Origin of the sequence: Streptomyces sp. NPDC001222 (genome assembly GCF_042896945.1) — a bacterium.
GTDB classification, from domain to species: domain Bacteria; phylum Actinomycetota; class Actinomycetes; order Streptomycetales; family Streptomycetaceae; genus Streptomyces; species Streptomyces gibsoniae.
Genome location: NZ_JBIAXT010000033.1, coordinates 81,116 through 102,976 on the forward strand (window position 1 = coordinate 81,116; position 21,861 = coordinate 102,976).

Below are 21,861 nucleotides of genomic sequence, written 5' to 3' on the forward strand. Positions count from 1 at the left end.
GGACCTCTCACATGCGTTCGAAGGAGCGGCGCAGCTCCCAGTCGGTCACCGCGGCGTCGAAGGCGGCCAGCTCGACGCGGGCCATGTTGTGGTAGTGCGCGACCACCTCGTCGCCGAAGGCGGCCTTGGCGATTGCGCTGTTCTCCCAGAGCTCGGCGGCCTCGCGCAGCGTGGTGGGGATGTGCTCGTACTCGGCGCTGTAGGCGTTGCCGGGGCAGGGATCGGGGAGCTCCAGTTGCTGCTCGATGCCGTACAGCCCGGCCGCGACCATCCCGGCGACGGCGAGGTGCGGGTTGACGTCGCCTCCGGGCACCCGGTTCTCGAAGCGCAGCGAACGGCCGTGCCCGACCACCCGGAGGGCGCAGGTGCGGTTGTCGTGCCCCCAGGCGACCGCGGTCGGAGCGAAGGATCCGGGCTGGAACCGTTTGTAGGAGTTGATGCCCGGCGCGTACAGGAGCGAGAACTCGCGCAGGGCGGCGAGCTGTCCCGCGAGGAAGTGCCGCATCACCTGCGACATCCCGCCGGGGTCGTCCGGGCCGCCGGGCATGACGGTGCGCCCGTCCTCGTCCGTGAGCGAGAGGTGGATGTGGCAGGAGTTGCCCTCCCGCTCGTTGTATTTCGCGATGAAGGTGAGCGAGACGCCCTCCTGGGCCGCGATCTCCTTGGCGCCGGTCTTGTAGATCGCGTGCTGGTCGCAGGTGACCAGGGCCTCGTCGTAGCGGAACGCGATCTCGTGCTGGCCGGGGTTGCACTCGCCCTTGGCGGACTCGACGACGAGGCCGGCGGCCGCCATCTCGTTGCGGATACGGCGCAGCAGGGGCTCGATACGGCCCGTGCCCAGCACGGAGTAGTCGATGTTGTACTGGTTGGCCGGGGTCAGCGCGCGGTAGTTCGCGTCCCAGGCCTGCTCGTAGGTGTCCTTGAAGACGATGAACTCCAGCTCGGTGCCCACCTGGGCGGTGAGTCCCAGGGCGGCGAGGCGCTCCAGCTGGTGGCGCAGGATCCGGCGGGGCGCCGCGGCCACGGGGGATCCGTCGCTCCAGGCGAGGTCGGCGACGATCAGGGCCGTGCCCTCGTGCCAGGGCACCCAGCGCAGGGTGCCGAGGTCCGGGTGGAGGGCGAAGTCGCCGTAGCCGCGGTCCCAGGACGACATCTCGTAGCCGTCGACCGTGTTCATCTCGGTGTCGACGGCGAGGAGGTAGTTGCAGCCCTCGGTGCCGTGCTCCAGTACCTCGTCGAGGAAGAAGCGGGCGGCGAACCGCTTGCCCTGGAGACGCCCTTGCATGTCGGGGAAGGCGAGGACGACGGTGTCGATCTCGCCGCCCGCGACGAGGGCGTGGAGTTCCTCGACGCCGAGCGGGGGTGTGCGGTGTGCCACGCAAGGTCTCCTTCGGTCCGCCGAGAGTCATAAGGTATTTCCGAGAACCATTTCTTGGGAAGGGGGCGCGGCACGATGTCGCGGACGGAGTCCGGCGCCGGGCCGCGGGACCGGCTGACCCCGGTGCTGCGGCCCGTGCGGGCGGGCAACGGCTTCGAGGAGGCGCTGGAGCAGATCCTCCAGATCGTCCGCCTCGGACTGGTCCCCGGAGGCGAACGGCTGCCCGCCGAGCGGGAGTTGGCGGAGCGCCTGGGGATCAGCCGGGTGACGCTGCGCGAGGTGCTGAAGGTGCTCCAGGACCAGGGCCTGGTGGAGTCGCGGCGCGGGCGCTACGGCGGCACGTTCGTGCGGGCCCGCGCCGACGCGGGCGGCGAGGACGAACTGCGCCGGCGGGTCGTGGGCACCGACATCGAGGACGTGCTGCGGTTCCGCGAGGTGCTGGAGGTGGGGGCGGCGGGCCTGTGCGCGGCCCACGGTCTCACCCCGGAGCAGGGCGCGCGGCTGCGGGAGGCGCTGGCGCGCACCCAGGACGCCCCGCTCGCGGAGTACCGGCGGCGGGACACGCTGCTGCATCTGACCCTGGCCGAACTGTGCGGCTCACCGTCGCTGACGGCGCAGTACGCGGCCGTCCGGGCGACGGTCAACGACCTGCTGGACTGCATCCCGCTGCTGGTGCGGAACCTGGAGCACTCGCAGCGCCAGCACGAGGCACTGGTGGACGCGGTGCTCGACGGGGACGCGGACGGCGCGCGGGAGATGATGCGGGAGCACTGCGCCGGGACGGCGGCGCTGCTGCGTGGGTTCCTGGCGTGAGCGGACCTCGTACGGGACACACATCCCGGTGCCGGGTAAAGGTATGAGTTCACTCCATTGGAGTCAGGGGAGGCCGATGTGACCGGACGACCGCTGATCGGCGTCAGCACCTATCTGGAGGCCCGCACCCGCTGGGGCCGGTGGGAGCTGGACGCGGCGCTGCTGCCCGCGGGCTATCCGCTGCTGGTCCAGCGGGCCGGCGGACTGGCCGCGATGCTGCCGCCGGACGATCCGGCGCACGCGGCGGCGACGGTGGCCCGGCTGGACGGTGTGGTGATCGCGGGCGGCCCGGACGTCGACCCGTCCCGCTACGGCGCCGAGCGCTCCCCCCGGACCGGCAGGCCGGCGCCCGAGCGGGACGCATGGGAACTCGCCCTGATCGAGGCGGCGTTGGCCGCCGGCACTCCCCTGCTCGGCATCTGCCGCGGGATGCAGCTGCTGAACGTCGTCCTGGGCGGCACGCTCGTGCAGCACATCGACGGGCATGACGCCGCGGAGGTGGGAGTGTTCGGACAGCACACGGTCAAGCCGGTGCCGGGCACCCGGTACGCGGAGGTGGCGCCGGAGCCGGTGTCCGTGCCGACGTACCACCATCAGGCGGTGGACCGGCTCGGGGCGGGGCTGCTGGCCTCGGCCCACGCCGAGGACGGCACGGTCGAGGCGGTGGAACGGCCGGGGGGCGACTGGGTGCTGGGCGTCCAGTGGCATCCGGAGATGGGCGAGGACGTACGGGTGATGAAGGCGCTGGTACGGGCCGCGTCGACCCCCTGACGGACCCCTACCCGCGCGTCAGCCCCAGCAGGTCCCGCCCCGGGCCGGTCGGCCGGTGGCCCGTGCGCCAGACGGCCCGCAGCGCCCGGTCCAGTCGTACGCCCTCCACCGGGACGCTCACCAGGCGGCGGGCCGAGAGTTCCTCCCCGACGGCGAGTTCGCTCAGCACCGCCGGGCCCGCCCCGCTGACCGCGGACGCCTTGACCGCCGTCGTCGAGGACAGTTCGAGCAGGGGGCGGGCCAGGCCGCCCAGGGCCGCCTGGAGGACCTGACGGGTGCCCGAGCCCTCCTCCCGGAGGATCAGCTGGGTCGAGGCCAGTTCCCCCGCGGACAGGGGCGCACGACGGCGCGCCCAGGGGTGACCCGGTGCCGTCACCACGATGAGGCGGTCGTGGGCGACGACGGCGGCGTCCAGGCCCGTCGGCACGGTGAGGCCCTCCACGAAACCCAGGTCCGCCTCGTCCGCGAGCAGGCGCTCGGCGACCGCCGCCGAGTTCCCGGCCAGCAGCGACACCGCCGTGTCCGGGCGTTGCGCCCGCAGCGCGATCAGCCAGCCGGGCAGCAGATACTCCGCGATCGTCATGCTCGCGGCCACCCGCAGCCGGGAGTCCCGGCGGCCCCGCAGTGCCTGCGCCCCCGCGTCGAACGCCTCCGCCGCCTCCACGATCCGCCGGGCCCAGTCGGTGACCAGAGCCCCCGCGTCCGTGAGCCGTGAGCCGCGCGGCGAGCGGTCCACGAGGGCCACGCCCAGTTGCCGTTCCATCGACCGGACCCGGCTGCTGGCCGCGGGCTGGGTGATCCCCAGCTCCCGCGCCGCACGCCCCAGGCTTCCCAGCCGGGCGACGGCGAGCAGCAGCTCCAAGGCCCCCAGGTCCGGCACCCGGCGGGCCAGACCGGCCACCGGGATCCCCTCGTCGTCCGTCATGCTCATAAGGACAGCTTATGCCCTCATAGAGACATCGCCCCTGGTCGGCGGGGTGGTCCCGGGAGATGGTGCGGTCATGGTCACCGCCGCCCCGCCCCTGGTCCTCCCCGGCGCCCCCCGAAGGCGCGCCGCAGCCGTCCGCCACCTCGGCCCGAACTGGTACGCGTCCGTCATGGGCACGGCGATCGTGGCGACGGCCGGCGCGGGACTCCCCGATGCCGTGCAGACACCGGGGCTGCGGACCGCCTGCGCGGCCGTCTGGGCGCTCGCGCCGGTCCTGCTCGTGCTCCTCCTCGGCGCCCGCGCCCTGCACTGGATCCACCACCGCGACCAGGCTCGCGCCCATCTCCTAGACCCCGCGACGGCCCCGTTCTACGGCTGTCTCGCCATGGCCCTGCTCGCCGTCGGCGGCGGTGCCATGGTGGTGGGCCGGGACTGGATCGGGCCGGGCCCGGCCGTCGCCCTGGACACCGTGCTCTTCATCGCCGGCAGCGCCGCGGGGCTGGTGGTCGCCGTGGCCGTGCCGTATCTGATGGTCGCCCGGCACCGCATCGAACCGGACCAGGCCGGCCCGGTGTGGCTGCTGTGTCTGGTCGCCCCCATGGTCTCCGCGGCCCAGGGACCGCTGCTGATCCCGCATCTGCCCGCCGGTCAGGGGCGGGAGACACTGCTGCTGGGCTGTCTGGCGATGTTCGGACTGAGCCTCCTGGCCACCCTCGTGCTGCTGCCGCTCATCCTCGCCCGGCTGATCGTCAGGGGCCCGCTGCCGCTCGCACAGACGCCGGCCCTGTTCCTGGTCCTCGGTCCGCTCGGCCAGTCCGTCACCGCCACCGGCGCGTTCGCAGGCGCCGCGGCGGGGGTCGTACCGGCGCCGTACGCCCGCGGATTCGACGTCCTCGCCCTGCTCTACGGCGTTCCGGTGCTGGGCTTCGCCCTGCTGTGGCTGGCGCTCGCCGGCGCCCTGACGGTGCGCGCACGGCGGCGGGGCATGGGGTTCACGATGACGTGGTGGGCGTTCACGTTCCCGGTCGGCACCTGTGTCACCGGCGCGGAGGCGCTGGCCCGGCGCACCGGGCTCACCGCCCTCGACGCGCTCGCGACCGGGCTGTATGTGCTGCTCGTCGCCGCCTGGGCCGTCGCCGCCTGCCGCACGGGCCGGGGAGTCGTCAGCGGAGAGCTGCTCGCAGCGCCTCGCTGACGACGCGCGGTGCCTCGGCCAGGGAGGGGCCGTACCAGGTGAGGTGGCGTCCGTCGACCAGTGCGCACGGCGTCCCCGGGAAGGCCTCCGGGCCGTCCTCGGCCGTGAAGCGGTACGGCTCGTCGGGCAGGACCACGAGCGAGGGGGCCGCCGTGTGCAGTTCCTCCAGGGGGATCCGCGGATAGCGCTCCGGGTGCGCCGCGTACACGTTGTCCACGCCGAGCCGGGCCAGCACGTCCCCGGCGAAGGTGTCCCGGCCCAGCACCATCCAGGGCCGCCGCCACACGGGCACCACGGCGGTCGTGCGGCCCTGCGGCACCGGCAGCCGCGCCCAGGCGGCGCGGGCCTCCTCCAGCCAGCGCGGCCGGGCGGGCGCCCCACACGCGGCAACGACCCGCTCCAGCTCGCGGAAGGCCCCCGGCACGTCCCGCACCTCGGTGACGAGGACCGTCAGTCCCGCCTCGCGCAGGACGGCGAGATCCGGTTCGCGGTTCTCCTCCTCGTTGGCGAGCACCAGGTCGGGGGCGAGTCGGACGATCCGCTCGACCTTCGGGTTCTTGGTGCCGCCGATCCGGACGACATCGAGGTCCCGGGGGTGGCTGCACCAGTCGGTCGCCCCGACCAGCACGCCGGGCACGGAGGCGGTCACGGCCTCGGTCAGCGACGGGACGAGCGAGACAACACGCATCGAGGCCTCCTCGGACCCGGCGGGGTCAGCGGCGTCGGCGGGCGGGGTCCTCTACCGCCTCGACATGGTCGGAGACCGCGACGACGATCACCCGGGTGTCCGGCACTGTCGCCCGCCAGCGGTGGCGCACTCCCCCGCTCAGATACAGGGTGTCGCCGCGCCCGAGGCGGTGCGCCCGGCCCTCCGCCTCCACCTCGACGGCGCCCTCGACGACGTACATCAACTCGTCGTTGCGGTGCTGGAATTCACGGCCCTCGTCGTGGTCCCCGATGAACTCCATCGCATGCAGCTGATGGTGGCCGCGCACCAGCGGGCGCACCAGCGCCCGGCCGGGCTCGACGGTCTCGTCGACGGCGCGCAGGACGTCCACGCTGCACGCCGGGTCGGCGGCGGCGAGCAGTTCGACGGCGGTGGTGCCGAGCGCGTCGGCGATCCGCTCCAGGGAGGGGCGGCTGGGGCGTGCCCGCTCGTTCTCCACCTGGCTCAGGAAGGGGACGGACAGGCCACTGCGCCGGGCCACGACGGCGAGGGTGAGCTCCAGCGCCCGGCGCCGCCGTCGGACGGCAGCGCCCACCCGAAGGGGCTGTTCTTTGTGGTCGCCCATCGCTCCGGCTCCCTCCCTCGCTCGTCGGTCCGTCCGCCCTGCGGGGCAGACGCGCCGCCGGGCCCGATGATTCATCGGTGCACTGCTTCTGTTGAGTTGTCTGCACCCTACGCATGTTCGGCAAACCGTTTCATGCGCCCGTCACATCGGTGTCACATACAAGAGTGGTGAGGGTCCCGGTTCGCGCCACCGGGCGAGCCATTCCGCCGCCCCGCGCACGCCACCCCTGAATCAGACGAAAGTGCTGATCAGAGGCGCTGCGGGAGCCTCCGTGAGTGCTCCACACAGGTGAGGTACAGGGCGGTCGGCCGGGTTCCGGAGGCCGGGACGGGCCATCCCGCCGGTCGGGGGTCCCCGAGCCGTCCGCGGGGCCCGAGCAGCGCGGGCGGGACCGGCGGTACCGGTGCGGCGGACGGCACCCGCGGGGCGGCCGGGAGACGGTGCGGCGGCTCCCTGGAGCCGATCGGGTTGTCCGGATCCCGCTCGTACGTCCGTACGGATCGGACCGTACACCTGTACGGAAGCCGGGTCCACCTACGGAAGCCGGGTCCACCACCGAAGACCGACCCCGGACGGGCCCCCGGACGGGCCCCTCGGGAGCCTTCGGACCGCTGTCGGTGCCGTACGGCATGATGCGGAAGGTGACCCGACGCCTGATGCTCCTCGACACCGCCTCGCTCTACTTCCGCGCCTACTTCGGCGTCCCGGAGTCCGTGAAGGCCCCGGACGGCACACCCGTGAACGCCGTGCGCGGGCTGCTCGACTTCATCGACCGCCTGGTCAGGGACCACCGCCCGGACGACCTGGTCGCCTGTATGGACGCGGACTGGCGCCCGCATTGGCGGGTCGAGCTGATCCCGTCCTACAAGGCGCACCGGGTGGCCGAGGAGCACACGGTGGGCCCGGACGAGGAGGAGGTGCCGGACACGCTCTCCCCGCAGGTGCCGGTCATCGAGGAGGTGCTGGACGCGCTGGGCATCGCGCGCGTGGGCGTCGCGGCGTACGAGGCGGACGACGTGATCGGCACGTTCACGGCCCGCGCCGAGGGCCCCGTCGACATCGTGACCGGCGACCGCGATCTGTACCAGCTGGTCGACGACGCACGTGGGGTGCGCGTGCTGTATCCGCTCAAGGGCGTCGGCACGCTCCAGCTCACCGACGAGGCGGTCCTGCGCGAGAAGTACGGCGTCGACGGCCCCGGTTACGCGGATCTGGCGCTGTTGCGCGGCGACCCGAGCGACGGGCTGCCGGGGGTGCCGGGCATCGGCGAGAAGACCGCCGCCAAACTGCTCGCGCAGTTCGGGGACCTGGCGGCGATCATGGCCGCCGTGGACGACCCGAAGTCCGGACTCACCCCGGCCCAGCGCAAGCGCCTGGACGAGGCACGGCCGTACGTGGCGGTCGCCCCGCAGGTCGTACGGGTCGCCGGCGACGTCCCCCTGCCGGAGGTCGACACGGCCCTGCCGCACGCGCCGCGCCACCCCGCGGCCCTGGACGGACTGGCGGCCCGCTGGGGTCTGGGCAGCTCACTGCAGCGACTGCTCACCACGCTCGGCACCTGAGCACCGGCTCCGAAACGGCGCGCCCGTCCCCCTTCCCCGCCACTTCCCCGAAACGCGCACGCCGCCCTTCCATGGAAGAGGTGTTGACCGCGATGAGGTGCTAACTTAGGTAAGCCTAAGCACTGAATGGGGAGGCCGTCATGGCAGAGCGCCCGGCAGGGAGAGCACGCAAGGTCCACGCGGCGCAGGTCACCCGCACGGAGCGGCTGACTCCGCATATGCAGCGAGTGGTGCTGGGCGGCGAGGGGCTCGCCGAGTTCGCCGCGGACAGTTGCACGGACCACTATGTGAAGCTGCTCTTCCCGGCCGAGGGCGTCACCTATCCCGAGCCCTTCGACATGCAGCGCATCCGCGAGGAGTTCCCGCGCGAGCAGTGGCCGGTGACACGGACGTACACGGTGCGCGGCTGGGACCCCGAGCACCGCGAACTGACCCTGGACTTCGTCATCCACGGCGACGAGGGCCTGGCCGGCCCCTGGGCGCTGCGCGCGCGACCGGGCGAGACCGTGCGGTTCATGGGTCCCGGCGGCGCCTACGCCCCGGACGCGAGCGCCGACTGGCATCTGCTCGCCGGGGACGAGAGCGCGCTGCCGGCGATCGCGGCCGCCCTGGAGGCACTGCCCGAGGGCGCCGAGGCATACGCCTTCGTGGAGGTCGCGGGCCCCGAGGAGGAGCAGAAGATCGACTCCGATGTGCGGGTCGTCTGGCTGCACCGCGGCGACCGCCCGGTCGGCGCGGCCCTGGTCGAGGCCGTACGGGCGCTCCGGTTCCCCGAGGGCCGGCTGCACGCGTTCGTCCACGGCGAGGCCGGCTGGGTGAAGGAGCTCCGCCGGCTGCTGCGCGTCGAGCACCAGATCCCGCGCGAGGACCTCTCCATCTCCGGCTACTGGCGCCTCGGCCACAACGAGGACGGCTGGCAGGCGTCCAAGCGGGAGTGGAACGCCCGCATCGAGGCGGAGCAGGAGAACGCCTCCGCCGCGTGAGGACCGCGGAAGAACGCTGAAGAACGCGGAAGACGGACAGGGGCGGCACCGGCGCGGTGCCGCCCCTTCGCGTACGGCGATCAGACCGGCCGGGGGATCAGACCGACCGCTGGTAGGACCGGAACGTCCTGATCGACAGCCACACCGCCGCGATCGCGAGCCCCAGCAGCGCCCCGCCGCGGCCGAGCACATCGCCCCAGTCGGGGTGCGCGGACATCGCCGAACGGCCCGCGACCATCGCCCAGTCGAGCGGGTTGAACTCGGCGATGTGCCGGATCCACGAGGGCATCTGCGACGGCGCCATGAAGGCGGAGGACAGGAAGGTCAGCGGGAGCAGCAGGAAGGTGTTGATCCCGATGATCGACTCCCGCTCCCGCACCAGCATGCCGAGCGCGTTGGACAGCGCCCCGAAGACGGTGCCGAGCAGCACCGAGGCGACGACGAGCACGGCGACACCGGCGATGCCGCCCGGGTAGTCCGCCCCGCCGAGCAGGCCGAGCAGCACGATGACGACCGACTGCAGGGCCGTGATCAGGCCGTTGTTGACGACGTTCCCGTTCATCAGCGCGGCCCGGCTGACCGGCGTGGTCAGAAAGCGGTTGAGCGTGCCCCGCTGGATCTCCTCCAGAGTGCCCATGCCCGCCCACATGTTGGAGCTGAGGGCGCTCATCACCACCACGCCCGGGACGAGGTAGTCCAGATACGAGGTGGTGCCGAAGCCGCCGAGTTCGACGACCTTCTTGAACAGGCTGCCGAAGAGGAACAGCCAGATCACCGGCTGGATCAGGGTGATGACCGCGTACGCGGGCTGGCGGGCGAAGACCATCAGCTGACGCCTGGTCATGTACCAGGTCTCGGAGAGCACGGCACTCATCGGGCACCTCCCGCGAGGACGAGGGCGTCGGCGCCGGGGTCCTCCGCCTCGGAGTAACGGCGGCCCGCGTAGCGGAGATAGACGTCGTCGAGCGAGGGACGGGCGACGGTCACGGAGGCCACACCCGACCCGGCCCGCTCCAACGCGCCGAGCAGCGCGGGCACGGCGGCCGCTCCGTCATCGGCGCGGACGCTGACGCGGCGCCCGGCGAACAGGACCTCGTGCACGCCCGGGACCGCCCCGAGGGCGCCCCGCAGCGCTGCCCGGGCACCGTCGTCGAGGGGCTCGCGCAGCTCCACATGGACGGCGTCGCCGCGCAGTTCGCCCTTGAGGGCGTCAGGAGTGCCCTCGACCACGACCCGGCCGCGGTCGACGATCGCGATGCGGTCGGCGAGCCGGTCGGCCTCCTCCAGATAGTGCGTGGTGAGCAGGATGGTCAGGCCCTCGTCACCGGCGAGACGGGCGATCTCGTCCCACATCGCGGTGCGTGCCTCCGGGTCGAGACCGGTGGTGGGTTCGTCGAGGAAGAGCACGTCCGGGCGGTGCACGAGCCCGAGAGCGACGTCGAGGCGGCGTCGCATACCGCCGGAGTACCCCTTGACCTGACGCCGGGAGGCCTCGGTGAGGGTGAAGCGGTCCAGGAGTTCGTCCACCCGCGCGGTGAGCCGACGGCCCCTCACCCCGTAGAGGCGGCCCTGGAGTTCGAGGTTCTCGCGGCCGGTGGCGACGGGGTCGGCCCCCGAGTTCTGCGCCACCACCCCGATCGCCCTGCGGACCCGGTCCGGGTGGCGCAGCACATCGTGCCCGGCGACGGTGGCCGAACCCGAGTCGGGGCGGGCCAGGGTGGTGAGGATCTTGACGGTGGTCGACTTGCCGGCGCCGTTCGGGCCCAGAAGCCCGAACACGGTGCCGCGTTCGACGGTGACGTCCAGGCCGTTCAACGCGGTGACGTCACCGGGATAGGTCTTGACGAGCTGACGCGCCTGCACTGCGGGCGCACGGGTGTTCATGACGGCTGCTCTCCTCATGAGCTGCATGAGCGGGGTGATCGGGATCCGCTGTGCGCGGAAGAACGACTGATCCGCGTGAGGAGCGCCGGGCTATCCTGGGTGTGCCGCACCTCGATCGCCTGGATGTGCCTCACGGCGGATTCAGCTCGGGGTTCGAGACCCCGGCGGGGCTGCTGCAACAGCCCGGCCGGGGTCTTTGCCGCCACGGCGGCTACGGTCCGTTCACGTCGCCGCCCTCCGCCTTCCGGTACGCCTCCGGGATCTCTCCCGTGTCGTGAAAGGTCCGCCACTCCCGTACGCCGGGAAACGTGCCGGCCTGGAGCTCCGCGAGGAAGCCGCGCACCCACGCCGCCTCCGCCTCGACCATGTGGAGCTCGTACTCGCTCTCGATCAGAAAGAGCCGGGGCAGCGTCTCCTGGAGCTTGTCCAGCACGCCCCGCAGGCCCGCCGCCCGCACATCCAGGCCGCCCAGCCGCTCCGCGAGCAGACGGGCCACCTCGTCGGGGTGGAGCACGCCCATCAGCGACAGCGCCGCCTCGAAGATGGGGAACTCCGCCACCGGGACGGCCAGCAGGTCCGACAGCCACTCGGTGGCCTCCACCCGGCCGGCGTCGGTGATGCCGTAGAGCGTGCGCTCGGGACGGTTGCCCTGCCGCTGCACCTCGGCGACCTCGACGAAACCGTGCTTCTGCAGATTCTGGACGACGGTGTACAGCGAGCCGTAGTTGATCTTCAGACTGCTGTCCTTGCCACGGCGGCGCAGCGTCTGGGCGATCTCGTACGGGTGCATCGGCCGCTCGGTGAGCAGCACCATGACCGCGAGTGCGAGCGGATTGCCGAGCTTCCGGCGCTTTGTCGCCATGGGATTGCCACCTCGCTTTCGAATATCCGTGGCCGAACATATCGCGACTCACCGCCTGGCGCAATACACACGACATATCGCGAATGAGGGAGTCCACGCAAGTGGGCTTGGGCCCGTCTGCCGACACGGCGCCGCACATCCCGCATACCGAAAGCGGGCCGCCGCCCGGCTCCCCTGCCGGGCGGCGGCCCTCACGAACGCGGGCACCTAGGCCTGCCGGCCCTCCTGGGCCGCGTCATCCCGTACCCGGGCGTGCAGATGCATGTCGTGCCAGCCGTCCGGATGGAGCAGGGCACTGCGCTTGGTGCCCTCCAGGGCGAAGCCCGTCCTCGTCGCCACCCGGCAGGACGCCTCGTTGCCGAGAGCGTGGGTCAGCTCGAGGCGGTGGAAGCCGATGACGTCGAAGGCCCAGCGGGTGAGCGCGGTCAACGCGCGCGAGGTCACACCCCGGCCGCGAGCGGCCGGGACCGTCCAGTACGCCACCTCGGCCACCCCGTCGGCGAGCTCCATGTTGCGCAGTGCCATACGGCCGAGCAGTCGATCGCTGCCGGCATCCGCCACCGCCCACTGGGCGTTGCGCTCACCCTTCCAGGACCGCACCCACTCGTCGATCCAGCCGCGGACCTCGTCCTCGGAGTCGGCGGCGTACAGATGCCACCGGCGCATGGCCGGGTCCTGGAACGCCTGGTACGCCGACGGCGCGTCCGCGGCCGACCAGGGCCGCAGCACCAGGCCGTCACCGGTGAGGGTCGGCTGGGGGACGTGGGCAAGGGTTCCGGGAGGCAGGACGTCTCCGACGAGATAGGGCATGCGCGTCATCCTGTCAGCGGGCCGGGGCGGGGCCCAGTGGATTTCGCCCCTCCCGGCACCGCGCCCGCGGCCCAGCGCCTGCTCCGTCTCGTGCCCGGGGCTGCCTCGGCACCTCGTACGCTTGGCCGTGATGCGACGCAAGACCCGGATCCCGCCCCCTCCCCTCCCCCAGCGCGACGGGGTCGATCCGGTGCGGGTGCGCCTGCCGTTCGGGCAGGAGTGGGCCACCGTGCGGGACCATCTCGTCGCACGGCTCGCGGCCGGGGACGGGGTCGTCGACGGGATGATCGAGGCGGGGCTGATCGTCGGCGCGGACGGCCGGGCCGTCGCACGCGACGCGGCCTATGTGCCCGGCATGTATGTGTGGTTCCACCGTGATCTGCCGGCCGAGGTACGTGTGCCGTTCCCGGTCGAGGTGGTCCACCGCGACGAGCACATCGTCGTCGCCGACAAGCCGCACTTCCTCGCCACCACCCCGCGCGGCAGTCATGTCACCGAGACCGCCCTCGCCCGGCTCCGGCGCGACCTCGGCATTCCGACGCTGAGCGCCGCGCACCGGCTGGACCTGCTCACCGCGGGCCTGGTGCTGTTCACCGTGCGCCCCGAGGAGCGCGGTGCCTACCAGTCGCTGTTCCGCGACCGACAGGTCACGAAGGAGTACGAGGCCGTCGCCCCGTACGACCCCGCGGTGCCCCTGCCGCGCACGGTGCACAGCCGCATCGTGAAGGAGCGCGGGGTCCTCGCGGCCCGCGAGGTGCCCGGCGAGCCCAACGCCGTCAGCCGGATCGAGCTGCTGGACCACCGGGCGGGCCGCGGACGCTACCGGCTGCTCCCCGCCACCGGGCAGACCCATCAGCTCCGGGTGCACATGGCCGCGTCGGGGCTGCCGATCCTCGGCGATCCGCTGTACCCGGTGGTGACCGGCCCCCGGCGGGCCGGTGACTTCCGGCGCCCGCTCCAACTGCTGGCGCGGGTCCTCGAGTTCACCGATCCGGTCACGGGGCAGGCCCACCGTTTCGTCAGCGGGCGGGTGCTCGAGGCCTGGTCGGCGTACGAGGACTGGGCCCGGTAGCGACTCAGTCCCCCCGCCACCAGCGCAGCACCCGCTGCCACAGACCGGGACGGCGGCGCGGCTCCGTGCCCGGCTGCGGGGGCCCGGCCTGCGCCGTCGGAGCCGTGCGCGCGGCCGATTCCGGCGGGAGCGGCCAGCCCGCCGCCGGTTCCGTGGCCTTCGGCCCGTCGGTCGTGATCAGCCAGCCGGGGCGCTGGGCGGGCAGCGGGCGCAGGGCCGGCCGTTGTGTCACGTCCTGCGGCGGCCTCGGCTCGAACCTCACCGGCAGCTCCGCCAGGTGCCGGGACGCGATGGACGCCGTCCAGCGCAGCTCCTCCTCCGCGCAGTCCAGCCGGATGTCCGGCAGCCGCATCAGCAGCGCGTCGATCCCGGTGTCGGCGATGGCGCGGCCGATGTCCTGGCCCGGGCACTCGTGCGGGCCGCCGCCGAAGGCGAGATGGGAGCGGTTGCCCTGCATACTTGCGGACAGGTCGGGCCGTACGCGCGGGTCGAGGTTGCCCGGCGCGATACCGAAGAGCAGGCCGTCGCCCTTGCGGATGCGCTGGCCACCCAACTCGGTGTCCTGCTTGGCGAAGTAGCCGAGGATGCCGCTGAACGGCGGTTCGTCCCACAGGGACTGCTCGACCGCCTCCGGGACCGTCATCTGCCCGCCGTTGAGCTGGGCCCTGAAGCGCGGGTCGGTGAGGATCACACGCAGCACGTTGGCGATGAGGTTGGCCGTCGCCTCGTAGGCGGCGATCAGGACCAGCCGCAGATGCTCGCGGATCTCGTCGTCGGTCAGCCGTGCCGGGTGGTTGACGAGGTGGGTGGTGAAGTCCTCCTCGGGCTGGGTACGGCGCCGGGTGGTGAGCCGGGTCAGGGCGTCCACGATGTACTGGTTGCTGGCGATCGCGGTCTCGGTGCCCTTGAGCATGTCGCGCGCGGCGTGCACGATCCGGTCGCCGTACTCGTCGGCCATGCCGAGGACCTCGCACATCACCGCCATCGGCAGATGGTCGGCGAACTGGCCGACCAGATCGGCCCGGCCCTCCTCGCAGAAGCGGTTCACAAGGCTCTGCGTCGCCCGGTTGATGTACCGGCGCAAGCCGCGGTAGTCGATGGTCGACATCGCGCCGGTGACCGCGCCGCGCAGCCGCAGATGCTCGTCGCCCTCGGCGTAGGAGCAGATGGGCTGCCAGGCGAAGTGCGGGGTGAGCGGGTGGTCAGGCTTGACCCGGCCGGACCTCAGCAGCTCCCAGGTACGGCTGTCCCGGGTGAACTGCGAGGGCGAGCGCACCATGTGCAGGTTCTCGCTGTGGCCGAGCACCACCCACATCGGCACGTCGTCGTGGATCAGCACCGGGGCCACGGCGCCGTGCTCGGCACGGAGTTTCTCGTACAGGGCTCCCAGGTCCTCCGCCTCGGGCCCGTACAGCCGGCGCACTCCGCCGGGTCCGAGGGGGTGGGCCGGACAGCCGGGCGGCGGCACGGGGGCGTCGGCGGCGGGGTCCCGGTCGGTGAGGGAGTGGAATTCTGGCGTCACGATGATCGCTCCGAAACGTCGGGGGTCACGAGGCGTGGAAAAGGGAACGCACGTCGAAAATGCGGGACGGGGAACGGACGTCGGGGTGGGAGCCGGGCGTCCGACGCCGTGCACGAAGCAGGGACGGGTACGGCGAAGACGCGCCCCGGTCAGGCGGGCGCGTGGGTCAGCGCCAGGGAGTGCAGGAAGCGCATCAGCGTCATCAGGACCTCACGGCTGGAGGCCCGGCGCCGTACGTCGCACTCCATGATCGGGATCTCTTTGGGCAGGTCGAGCGCCCCGCGCAGTTCCTCGACGGGGTAACGGGGCGCGTCCGGAAAGGAGTTGACGGCGACCACGAACGGCACGCCCCGCTCCTCCAGACGGCCGATGACGTCGAAGCTGACCTCGAGCCGGCGGGTGTCGAGCAGGACGACCGCACCGAGCGCTCCCTCGAACAGGCCGTTCCACAGAAACCAGAACCGCTCCTGGCCCGGGGTGCCGAACAGATACAGCACCAGCTGCTCGGTGATGCCGATCCGGCCGAAGTCCATGGCCACGGTGGTGGCCGTCTTGGTGTCGGAGCCGTAGTTGTCGTCGACCCCGATACCTGCCTGCGTCATGGTCTCCTCGGTCGTCAGCGGCCTGATCTCGCTGACGGAACCGACCATGGTGGTCTTGCCGACCCCGAAGCCGCCCACGATCACGATCTTCACCGCGGCCTGTGTGGTGTGCGGCAGGTGGTCCTCGGCCCGTGGGCCGGGGACGCTGTCAGAGCTTTTGAAGTCCATGCATCACCGCTTCGAGGAGGGATCGGTCGGGCACCGCCTGGCGGACGATCGGAGCGCGTGCCTGGACCAGTTCGGCCGCCAGCAGATCGGTCAGCAGGACCGTCACCACACTGAACGGCAGGCTGAGATAGGCCGAGATCTCGGCCACGGACAGAGGGGCCCGGCACAGCCGCAGCAGCGCCGACTGCTCGGGCGTGGCGGTGGGCGGCGGGTCGGCGCTGGTCACGATGAGAGAGACGAGGTCGATCGGGGCCCGCTCGCCCCCGGCGGCCGCTCCGGTGAGGATGTACAACCGCTCGGGGTGCTTCTGCTCACCCCCCTTGCGCTCGCCCTCCCCGGGCTCGCCCTCGTACTGTTCGCCCCCCTTCGGGCCGCCTGCCGCGACGGGCTCCGGCGGGGGCTGTTGCCTGGGCTGACGCCGGCGGCGTCGCGGAGGAGTCATACGGTCTGCCCGTTGCGCCGTGGCGGACTGGTCAGATGGGAGCCGATACGGAGGACGAGATCGCGCATGCGGTTGCTCATCAGGCCGGCCTCCGCGACCGTGTCGGCGAGGACCGCGAGATAGGCGTTGGGTCCGGCCGCCATCATGTAGAAGTAGCCGCCGTCGATCTCGATGATGACCATGCGCATCCGGCCGTCGCTGTCCGGGATCTCGGCCGCGACCGCTCCGGCCAGGCTCTGCAGTCCGGCGCAGGCCGCGGCGACGCGGTCGGCCGCGTCCGGGTCGCCGCCGTAGCGGGCGATGCGCAGACCGTCGGCGGAGAGCACCACGACCTGGTGGATGCCCGGTACGCCGTCGGCGAGTTCCTTCAGCAACCAGTCGAAATTGCCTCGCTGCTGGATCACTTGTGGTCCCCCTCGTCGTCGGCCCGGGCAGGTGTCGGCTCGTCGTGGCTGATGAATGCGTGCGGATCGTCGGCCGGGGGCCCGGCGGAGAAGGCGTTCGGGTCCGGGGCCTTCTTGAGCCCGTTCATGAACGCCTCCACCCACAGTCCGGGCGCGGGCTCCTCCTTCTCCGGTTCGGGCTCGGGGCTCCACGGCGCGTGCGTCGCGGCCTCGACGGCCTGGGCAGCGACCTCCGCCGCGGCCGCCTCGGCCATGCGCTGACTGAGCGGGGTCTTCACCCGGCTACGGCGCTGCGGCAGACCGTTCGGGGTCCACTCGGTCACCACGGGGAGGTCGTCCTCCATGGTGAACTGCTCGGGGATGCGCGGCCCGGTGGTCGGACGGCGTTTCTTGTTCGTGCGCTCGGGCCCCTTGACCCCGTCGTTGTCCAGGGTCGGCACGGAGGTGGCGCCGATACCGTGGGCGAACCCGGGGGCGGGGTCGGTGGTGAGCATGTCGTTCGGGATGACGAGGATGGCGCGGACGCCGCCGTAGGCCGACTGCCGCAGCGAGACATGCATGTTGAACATCGTCGACAGACGCCCGACGACCGCGATGCCGAGGCGCGGCGCCTCGCCGATCTCCTGGACGTCCACGCCGGCCTGGGCCTCGGCGAGCATCCGCTCGACCTTCGCACGGTTCTCCTCGCTGAGACTGATCCCTCCGTCCTCGATCTCGACGGCGATCCCCGTCTGCACCTCGGTGGCGGTGACGTGCACCTTGGTCTGGGGCGGGGAGTAGCGGGTGGCGTTGTCGAGGAGTTCGGCCGCGGCGTGGATGATCGGCTCGACCGAGGTGCCCTTGATGTTGACCTTGGCGATGGAGTGCAGCTCGATGCGGGTGTACTCGAGGATGCGGGACATCGCGCCGCGCAGCACGCTGTAGAGCGGCACGGGCTGGGGCCACTGACGGCCGGGCCGGCCGCCGCCGATGACGGCGATGGAGTCGGCGAGGCGGCCGATCAGTGCGGTGCCGTGGTCGATGCGCAGCAGGTCGTCGAAGACCTCGGGGTTGCGGCCGTGGTCCTCCTCCATCTCCCTGAGTTCCTTGGCCTGCTGGTGGACGAGGGCCTGGACACGGCGGGCGATGTTGACGAAAGCGCGCAACGCTGAGTCGCGCCGAGCGATCTCACGGTCGACGATCTGGAGCACGGTACGCAGCAACTGCCGTTGTGGCTCCGGCAGTCCGCGGAAGTGAGGGTTCTCGTCGACGACGGTACGGATCACCTCCGCGGGCGAGATGCCGCCCCGGACCGTCTCGAGCGCCCTGGGCACGATCTCGGTACGGAAGAACTCGAGGTCGTCGTCCTGGGAGGCGATGCGTTGTTCGAGATACGCGGTCCGCTGGACGAAGTCGGCGCGCAGCGAACGCAGGGCGCGGTCCCGGCGTGCCGCCAGGACCGCGACGGCGCTCACCAGAACCGTGGCCGCGGCACCGAGCCAGCCGACGGCGGACCTGGCCGGAGCCGTCACCAGTGCGACGGCGGTCCCGGTGGCCGCGGCCATCAGTATGGCGGGCACCAACAGCACGGGTGTGTAGGGAAGTTCGCGGCCACCGGGAGGCGATGGAACACTCACCATGTATGCCCTCTGAGACGAATCGGCTGGATCGGGAGGCTGCTCGGCACACGCGCTCGCCGGGCAGAAGGGGTCCACACCGGAACGGAATCCGGCATCGACGGATCTTCGGCATGTTGGGGAACAAGCGCACGAATACGCCTCAACTCGGTGCGCTGCGGGCGAGCTTAGTCCGACCGGATCATCGCGATGTCATATTCAAGAAGCACCTGAAATGCCTCTGAGGGCAGGAGTACGCTCGACTCCTTTTGCACGCTGAGCCTCCGCTCGCACACGATGTGTGACGGCGAACGGGTGTCGGGAACGGTTAGCCCAGGTGGGTGAAATTCCTCCGTCGTACTTGACGCGAGGGAGGACCCGTGGCCATCCGGACCGACTCGCGGAGACGGTCCGGAATCCACTGACGGCCGGGTACGGCGGGTCAGCCCACCGACGAGTAGGCGACGACACCGCGCAGCAGGGCGTCGACCGCCTTGCGCGCGTTCCGCACCACCGTGGAGCCCTCGACGGGAGCCGCCGCCGCGATCTGGCCAAGGACGTCGATGACCTGCTTGCACCAGCGCACGAAGTCACCGGCCGGCATCTCGGCCTCGCGCAGGACCTCGTCCAGCCCCTTGCCGCTCGCCCACATATAGGCGGCCCAGGCGAAGCCCAGGTCCGGCTCGCGCTGGCCCACGCCCTCGGTCTGGTTGATGCGGAACTCCTCCTCCAGACCGTCCAGCCGGCCCCAGATGCGCACCATCTCACCGAGCGCGGCCTTGGCCTTGCCCGACGGCAGCTTCGGCGCCATCGCGTCGTCCGCCACCCGGGCCTCGTACACCAACGCCGAGACACATGCGGCAAGTTCGGCCGGGGCGAGCCCCTCCCAGACGCCCTCGCGCAGGCACTCGCTGGCCAGCAGGTCCAGCTCGCCGTACAGCCGCGCGAGGCGCTTGCCGTGTTCGGTCACCTCGTCACCGCGCAGGTAGTCCAGCTCCGTGAGCAGGGCGACGATGCGGTCGAAGGTGCGGGCGATGGTGTTCGTCCGGCCCTCGATACGGCGCTCCAGCTGGGAGGTGTCACGCATCAGACGGTGGTAGCGCTCCGCCCAACGGGCGTGGTCCTCCCGGTCGTTGCACCCATGGCACGGGTGGGCGCGCAGGGCGGTGCGCAGCCGGGCGATCTCGCGGTCGTCGGCGGCCACGGAGCGCTTCTTGCGCTGCCGCTCCGGCGGGATGTGCCCGGCCTTGGTGCGCAGGGCGGAGGCCAGGTCGCGACGGGACTGCGGCGAGCGGGGGTTGAACGACTTCGGGATGCGCATCCGCTCCAGCGCCTCCACGGGCACCGGGAAGTCCATCGACGCCAGCCGCTTGACCTGCCGTTCGACGGTGAGGACCAGGGGGCGGGGGCCGTCGTGGTACTCCAGACCGCGGTGTCCGCCCGCGCGGCCGGCTGGCAGTCCGGGGTCCAGCACCAGGGCCAGGCCCGCGTACTTCCCGGTCGGCACATGGATCACGTCACCGGGCTTGAGCTTCTCCAGGGCCACGGCGGCCTCGGCGCGCCGCTGGGCCGCGCCGTGGCGGGCCAGCTCCGTCTCGCGGTCCTTGAGTTCGCGGCGCAGCCGCGCGTACTCGTCGAAGTCGCCGAGGTGGCAGGTCATGGCCTCCTGGTAACCGGCCAGCCCCTCCTCGTTGCGCTGCACCTGGCGGGAGATACCGACGACCGACTTGTCGGCCTGGAACTGCGCGAAGGACGTCTCCAGCAGCTCACGGGAGCGGTGCCGGCCGAACTGCTCCACCAGGTTCACGGCCATGTTGTACGACGGCTTGAAGCTGGAGCGCAGCGGATAGGTCCGGGTGCCCGCCAGGCCCGCGAGGTGCTCGGGGCTCAACCCACGCTGCCACAGCACGACGGCGTGGCCCTCGATGTCGATGCCGCGGCGGCCGGCGCGGCCGGTGAGCTGGGTGTACTCCCCGGGGGTGATGTCGGCGTGCTGCTCGCCGTTCCACTTGACGAGCTTCTCCAGCACCACCGAGCGGGCGGGCATGTTGATGCCGAGCGCGAGGGTCTCGGTGGCGAACACGGCCTTCACCAGGCCGCGGACGAACAGTTCCTCGACGACTTCCTTGAACGTCGGCAGCATGCCCGCGTGGTGGGCGGCGATACCGCGCTCCAGGCCCTCCAGCCACTCGTAGTACCCGAGCACATGGAGGTCCTCGGAGGGGATGGAGGCCGTGCGCTCCTCGACGAGCGCCCGCACCTGCTCCCGGGCCTCCTCGTCGTTGAGCCGGAGGCCCGCGTACAGGCACTGCTCGACGGCGGCCTGGCAGGCGGCCCGGCTGAAGATGAAGGTGATCGCGGGCAGCAGGCCCTCGGCGTCGAGCCGCTCGATCACCTCGGGGCGACCCGGTGTCCACACCCGGGAGCGCTGTCTGCGCTCCCGCTCTCGATCGGCCTCGCGCATGGACCGGCCGCGTCTGCGGTCCTGGTACGACGGGCGGGTGGCCTCCATCCTGGCCAGCCGCATGAGGTCGGGGTTGACGGCCTTCTTGTGGCCCTCGCCCTCCTCGAACAGGTCGTACATCCGGCGGCCGGCCAGCACATGCTGGAACAGGGGCACAGGCCGGTGCTCGGAGACGATCACTTCGGTGTCGCCGCGGACCGTGTCGAGCCAGTCGCCGAACTCCTCGGCGTTGGAGACGGTCGCCGACAGCGACACCAGGGTCACCGACTCGGGCAGGTGGATGATCACTTCCTCCCAGACGGCGCCGCGGAAGCGGTCGGAGAGGTAGTGCACCTCGTCCATGACCACATAACCGAGCCCGAGGAGGGTCTGGGAGCCCGCGTACAGCATGTTCCGCAGGACCTCGGTCGTCATCACGACCACCGGGGCGTCGGAGTTGACGCTGTTGTCGCCCGTCAGGAGGCCGACCTTCTCCGTGCCGTAACGGCGGCACAGGTCGGAGTACTTCTGGTTCGACAGGGCCTTGATGGGTGTCGTGTAGAAGCACTTCTTGCCCTGGCTCAGGGCCAGGTGGACGGCGAACTCGCCGACGATCGTCTTGCCGGAGCCGGTGGGGGCCGCCACCAGTACGCCCTTGCCCGCTTCGAGCGCCTGGCAGGCCTCTATCTGGAAGGGATCGAGGCCGAAGTCGTACATCTCGCGGAAGGAGGCGAGCGCGGTGGCCTGCTCGGCAGCGCGCCTGCGTGCTGCCGCATACCGCTCGGCCGGTGAGAGGTCCTCTGTCATCGTGCTTTCGAGCGTACCGGGCACCACTGACAACACGACGATCATTATCCGGATCGGAACGATGGGTGCGGGGACGGTCACTCTTGGCCGCCCCGTGGTGAGCGGCGGCGCGCGCCGGCACGGATCGGCGGAGGCGGCGGCCCGCACGGCCCGGGCACTCGTGACGACGGCTGTGGGCCCCACCGAGGAATCGGTGGGGCCCACAGCCGTCGTCACGGTGTCACGGACTGCGCTCGCCGGCTCACGTCACGTCGTCGTAGCCGTTCACCCGGTCATGGTCCGGGCCGTCCGGCTCGGGGAGGGCGCGGGACGCCGGCACCGGTTCGAC

The 21,861-nt window shown here is 71.8% G+C and carries 21 protein-coding genes; 7 read left to right on the forward strand and 14 right to left on the reverse strand.

The window, feature by feature from the left end; genetic code table 11:
* Window positions 1-7 precede the first annotated feature (7 nt).
* Complete coding sequence (locus tag ACFY2Z_RS33160) at window positions 8-1,378, reverse strand: glutamine synthetase family protein (RefSeq protein WP_390747751.1); 1,371 nt, start codon at window positions 1,376-1,378, stop codon at window positions 8-10.
* A gap of 75 nt (window positions 1,379-1,453) precedes the next feature.
* Here ACFY2Z_RS33160 and ACFY2Z_RS33165 point away from each other — a divergent pair, with 75 nt between their 5' ends.
* Both ACFY2Z_RS33165 and ACFY2Z_RS33170 read left to right on the forward strand, forming a co-directional pair.
* On the forward strand, window positions 1,454-2,191 hold the full coding sequence (locus ACFY2Z_RS33165) for a FadR/GntR family transcriptional regulator (RefSeq protein ID WP_390747752.1): 738 nt from the start codon (window positions 1,454-1,456) through the stop codon (window positions 2,189-2,191).
* Between the two features lie 78 nt (window positions 2,192-2,269).
* The gene (locus tag ACFY2Z_RS33170) at window positions 2,270-2,962 is read left to right on the forward strand and encodes a gamma-glutamyl-gamma-aminobutyrate hydrolase family protein (protein ID WP_390747753.1); all 693 of its coding nucleotides are present in this window, start codon (window positions 2,270-2,272) and stop codon (window positions 2,960-2,962) included.
* Window positions 2,963-2,969: 7 nt separating this feature from the next.
* Here the strand turns inward: ACFY2Z_RS33170 and ACFY2Z_RS33175 are convergent, their stop codons facing one another.
* Window positions 2,970-3,893, reverse strand: coding sequence for a LysR family transcriptional regulator (locus ACFY2Z_RS33175; RefSeq protein ID WP_390747754.1), 924 nt, complete (start codon window positions 3,891-3,893; stop codon window positions 2,970-2,972).
* 70 nt (window positions 3,894-3,963) lie between these two features.
* On the opposite strand from ACFY2Z_RS33175, the gene ACFY2Z_RS33180 reads away from it, so the two are divergent.
* Complete coding sequence (locus tag ACFY2Z_RS33180; protein WP_390747755.1) at window positions 3,964-5,085, forward strand: TDT family transporter; 1,122 nt, start codon at window positions 3,964-3,966, stop codon at window positions 5,083-5,085.
* Here the strand turns inward: ACFY2Z_RS33180 and ACFY2Z_RS33185 are convergent.
* Window positions 5,054-5,773, reverse strand: a complete 720-nt coding sequence (locus ACFY2Z_RS33185; protein ID WP_390747756.1) for a helical backbone metal receptor — start codon at window positions 5,771-5,773, stop codon at window positions 5,054-5,056. The genes ACFY2Z_RS33180 and ACFY2Z_RS33185 overlap by 32 nt on opposite strands.
* 25 nt (window positions 5,774-5,798) lie before the next feature.
* A complete protein-coding gene (locus ACFY2Z_RS33190; RefSeq protein ID WP_355909874.1) occupies window positions 5,799-6,377 on the reverse strand; it encodes an XRE family transcriptional regulator in 579 nt (192 codons plus the stop codon).
* A 632-nt stretch (window positions 6,378-7,009) separates the two neighbouring features.
* Here ACFY2Z_RS33190 and ACFY2Z_RS33195 point away from each other — a divergent pair.
* On the forward strand, window positions 7,010-7,939 hold the full coding sequence (locus ACFY2Z_RS33195; protein WP_390747773.1) for a 5'-3' exonuclease H3TH domain-containing protein: 930 nt from the start codon (window positions 7,010-7,012) through the stop codon (window positions 7,937-7,939).
* 140 nt (window positions 7,940-8,079) lie between these two features.
* Entirely contained in the window at window positions 8,080-8,922 is an 843-nt protein-coding gene (locus ACFY2Z_RS33200) for a siderophore-interacting protein (RefSeq protein WP_390747757.1), read from the forward strand.
* 97 nt (window positions 8,923-9,019) lie between these two features.
* Here the strand turns inward: ACFY2Z_RS33200 and ACFY2Z_RS33205 are convergent, their stop codons facing one another.
* The 4 genes from ACFY2Z_RS33205 to ACFY2Z_RS33220 form a co-directional block, all read right to left on the reverse strand.
* Window positions 9,020-9,796: an ABC transporter permease gene (locus ACFY2Z_RS33205; protein ID WP_390747758.1), complete on the reverse strand. Its 777-nt coding sequence runs from the start codon at window positions 9,794-9,796 to the stop codon at window positions 9,020-9,022.
* Complete coding sequence (locus ACFY2Z_RS33210) at window positions 9,793-10,806, reverse strand: ATP-binding cassette domain-containing protein (protein ID WP_390747759.1); 1,014 nt, start codon at window positions 10,804-10,806, stop codon at window positions 9,793-9,795. The genes ACFY2Z_RS33205 and ACFY2Z_RS33210 overlap by 4 nt, the downstream gene beginning before the upstream one ends.
* A gap of 211 nt (window positions 10,807-11,017) precedes the next feature.
* Window positions 11,018-11,668, reverse strand: coding sequence for a PadR family transcriptional regulator (locus ACFY2Z_RS33215; protein ID WP_390747760.1), 651 nt, complete (start codon window positions 11,666-11,668; stop codon window positions 11,018-11,020).
* 207 nt (window positions 11,669-11,875) lie between these two features.
* Window positions 11,876-12,478 carry a GNAT family N-acetyltransferase gene (locus ACFY2Z_RS33220; RefSeq protein WP_390747761.1) on the reverse strand — a complete coding sequence of 201 codons (603 nt, stop codon included), beginning with the start codon at window positions 12,476-12,478 and terminating at the stop codon, window positions 11,876-11,878.
* 130 nt (window positions 12,479-12,608) lie between these two features.
* On the opposite strand from ACFY2Z_RS33220, the gene ACFY2Z_RS33225 reads away from it, so the two are divergent.
* Window positions 12,609-13,550 (forward strand): RluA family pseudouridine synthase, encoded by a 942-nt coding sequence (locus ACFY2Z_RS33225; protein WP_390747762.1) that lies wholly within the window; start codon window positions 12,609-12,611, stop codon window positions 13,548-13,550.
* 4 nt (window positions 13,551-13,554) lie between these two features.
* Here the strand turns inward: ACFY2Z_RS33225 and ACFY2Z_RS33230 are convergent, their stop codons facing one another.
* The 6 genes from ACFY2Z_RS33230 to ACFY2Z_RS33255 form a co-directional block, all read right to left on the reverse strand.
* A complete protein-coding gene (locus ACFY2Z_RS33230; RefSeq protein WP_390747763.1) occupies window positions 13,555-15,072 on the reverse strand; it encodes a cytochrome P450 in 1,518 nt (505 codons plus the stop codon).
* 149 nt (window positions 15,073-15,221) lie between these two features.
* Complete coding sequence (locus ACFY2Z_RS33235) at window positions 15,222-15,842, reverse strand: ATP/GTP-binding protein (RefSeq protein ID WP_390747764.1); 621 nt, start codon at window positions 15,840-15,842, stop codon at window positions 15,222-15,224.
* Window positions 15,823-16,284, reverse strand: coding sequence for a DUF742 domain-containing protein (locus ACFY2Z_RS33240; RefSeq protein WP_390747765.1), 462 nt, complete (start codon window positions 16,282-16,284; stop codon window positions 15,823-15,825). Before ACFY2Z_RS33240 ends, ACFY2Z_RS33235 begins: the two co-directional genes overlap by 20 nt.
* On the reverse strand, window positions 16,281-16,688 hold the full coding sequence (locus ACFY2Z_RS33245) for a roadblock/LC7 domain-containing protein (protein WP_355909847.1): 408 nt from the start codon (window positions 16,686-16,688) through the stop codon (window positions 16,281-16,283). Before ACFY2Z_RS33245 ends, ACFY2Z_RS33240 begins: the two co-directional genes overlap by 4 nt.
* Entirely contained in the window at window positions 16,685-18,307 is a 1,623-nt protein-coding gene (locus tag ACFY2Z_RS33250) for an ATP-binding protein (protein WP_390747766.1), read from the reverse strand. The genes ACFY2Z_RS33245 and ACFY2Z_RS33250 overlap by 4 nt, the downstream gene beginning before the upstream one ends.
* A 418-nt stretch (window positions 18,308-18,725) precedes the next feature.
* Window positions 18,726-21,578, reverse strand: a complete 2,853-nt coding sequence (locus tag ACFY2Z_RS33255) for a DEAD/DEAH box helicase (RefSeq protein ID WP_390747767.1) — start codon at window positions 21,576-21,578, stop codon at window positions 18,726-18,728.
* A 16-nt stretch (window positions 21,579-21,594) separates the two neighbouring features.
* Between ACFY2Z_RS33255 and ACFY2Z_RS33260 the strand changes: the two genes are divergently transcribed.
* Window positions 21,595-21,861: hypothetical protein (locus tag ACFY2Z_RS33260; protein WP_390747768.1), on the forward strand; the 267-nt coding region annotated here is incomplete at its 3' end.

Coding starts and splice junctions, on each gene's coding strand:
- ACFY2Z_RS33165 (WP_390747752.1), top strand. CDS start 1,454: ATGTCGCGGACGGAGTCCGGCGCCGGGCCGCGGGACCGGCTGACCCCG.
- ACFY2Z_RS33175 (WP_390747754.1), bottom strand. CDS start 3,893: ATGAGCATGACGGACGACGAGGGGATCCCGGTGGCCGGTCTGGCCCGC.
- ACFY2Z_RS33180 (WP_390747755.1), top strand. CDS start 3,964: ATGGTCACCGCCGCCCCGCCCCTGGTCCTCCCCGGCGCCCCCCGAAGG.
- ACFY2Z_RS33185 (WP_390747756.1), bottom strand. CDS start 5,773: ATGCGTGTTGTCTCGCTCGTCCCGTCGCTGACCGAGGCCGTGACCGCC.
- ACFY2Z_RS33190 (WP_355909874.1), bottom strand. CDS start 6,377: ATGGGCGACCACAAAGAACAGCCCCTTCGGGTGGGCGCTGCCGTCCGA.
- ACFY2Z_RS33195 (WP_390747773.1), top strand. CDS start 7,010: ATGCGGAAGGTGACCCGACGCCTGATGCTCCTCGACACCGCCTCGCTC.
- ACFY2Z_RS33200 (WP_390747757.1), top strand. CDS start 8,080: ATGGCAGAGCGCCCGGCAGGGAGAGCACGCAAGGTCCACGCGGCGCAG.
- ACFY2Z_RS33205 (WP_390747758.1), bottom strand. CDS start 9,796: ATGAGTGCCGTGCTCTCCGAGACCTGGTACATGACCAGGCGTCAGCTG.
- ACFY2Z_RS33210 (WP_390747759.1), bottom strand. CDS start 10,806: ATGAACACCCGTGCGCCCGCAGTGCAGGCGCGTCAGCTCGTCAAGACC.
- ACFY2Z_RS33215 (WP_390747760.1), bottom strand. CDS start 11,668: ATGGCGACAAAGCGCCGGAAGCTCGGCAATCCGCTCGCACTCGCGGTC.
- ACFY2Z_RS33220 (WP_390747761.1), bottom strand. CDS start 12,478: ATGCCCTATCTCGTCGGAGACGTCCTGCCTCCCGGAACCCTTGCCCAC.
- ACFY2Z_RS33225 (WP_390747762.1), top strand. CDS start 12,609: ATGCGACGCAAGACCCGGATCCCGCCCCCTCCCCTCCCCCAGCGCGAC.
- ACFY2Z_RS33235 (WP_390747764.1), bottom strand. CDS start 15,842: ATGGACTTCAAAAGCTCTGACAGCGTCCCCGGCCCACGGGCCGAGGAC.
- ACFY2Z_RS33240 (WP_390747765.1), bottom strand. CDS start 16,284: ATGACTCCTCCGCGACGCCGCCGGCGTCAGCCCAGGCAACAGCCCCCG.
- ACFY2Z_RS33250 (WP_390747766.1), bottom strand. CDS start 18,307: ATGGTGAGTGTTCCATCGCCTCCCGGTGGCCGCGAACTTCCCTACACA.
- ACFY2Z_RS33255 (WP_390747767.1), bottom strand. CDS start 21,578: ATGATCGTCGTGTTGTCAGTGGTGCCCGGTACGCTCGAAAGCACGATG.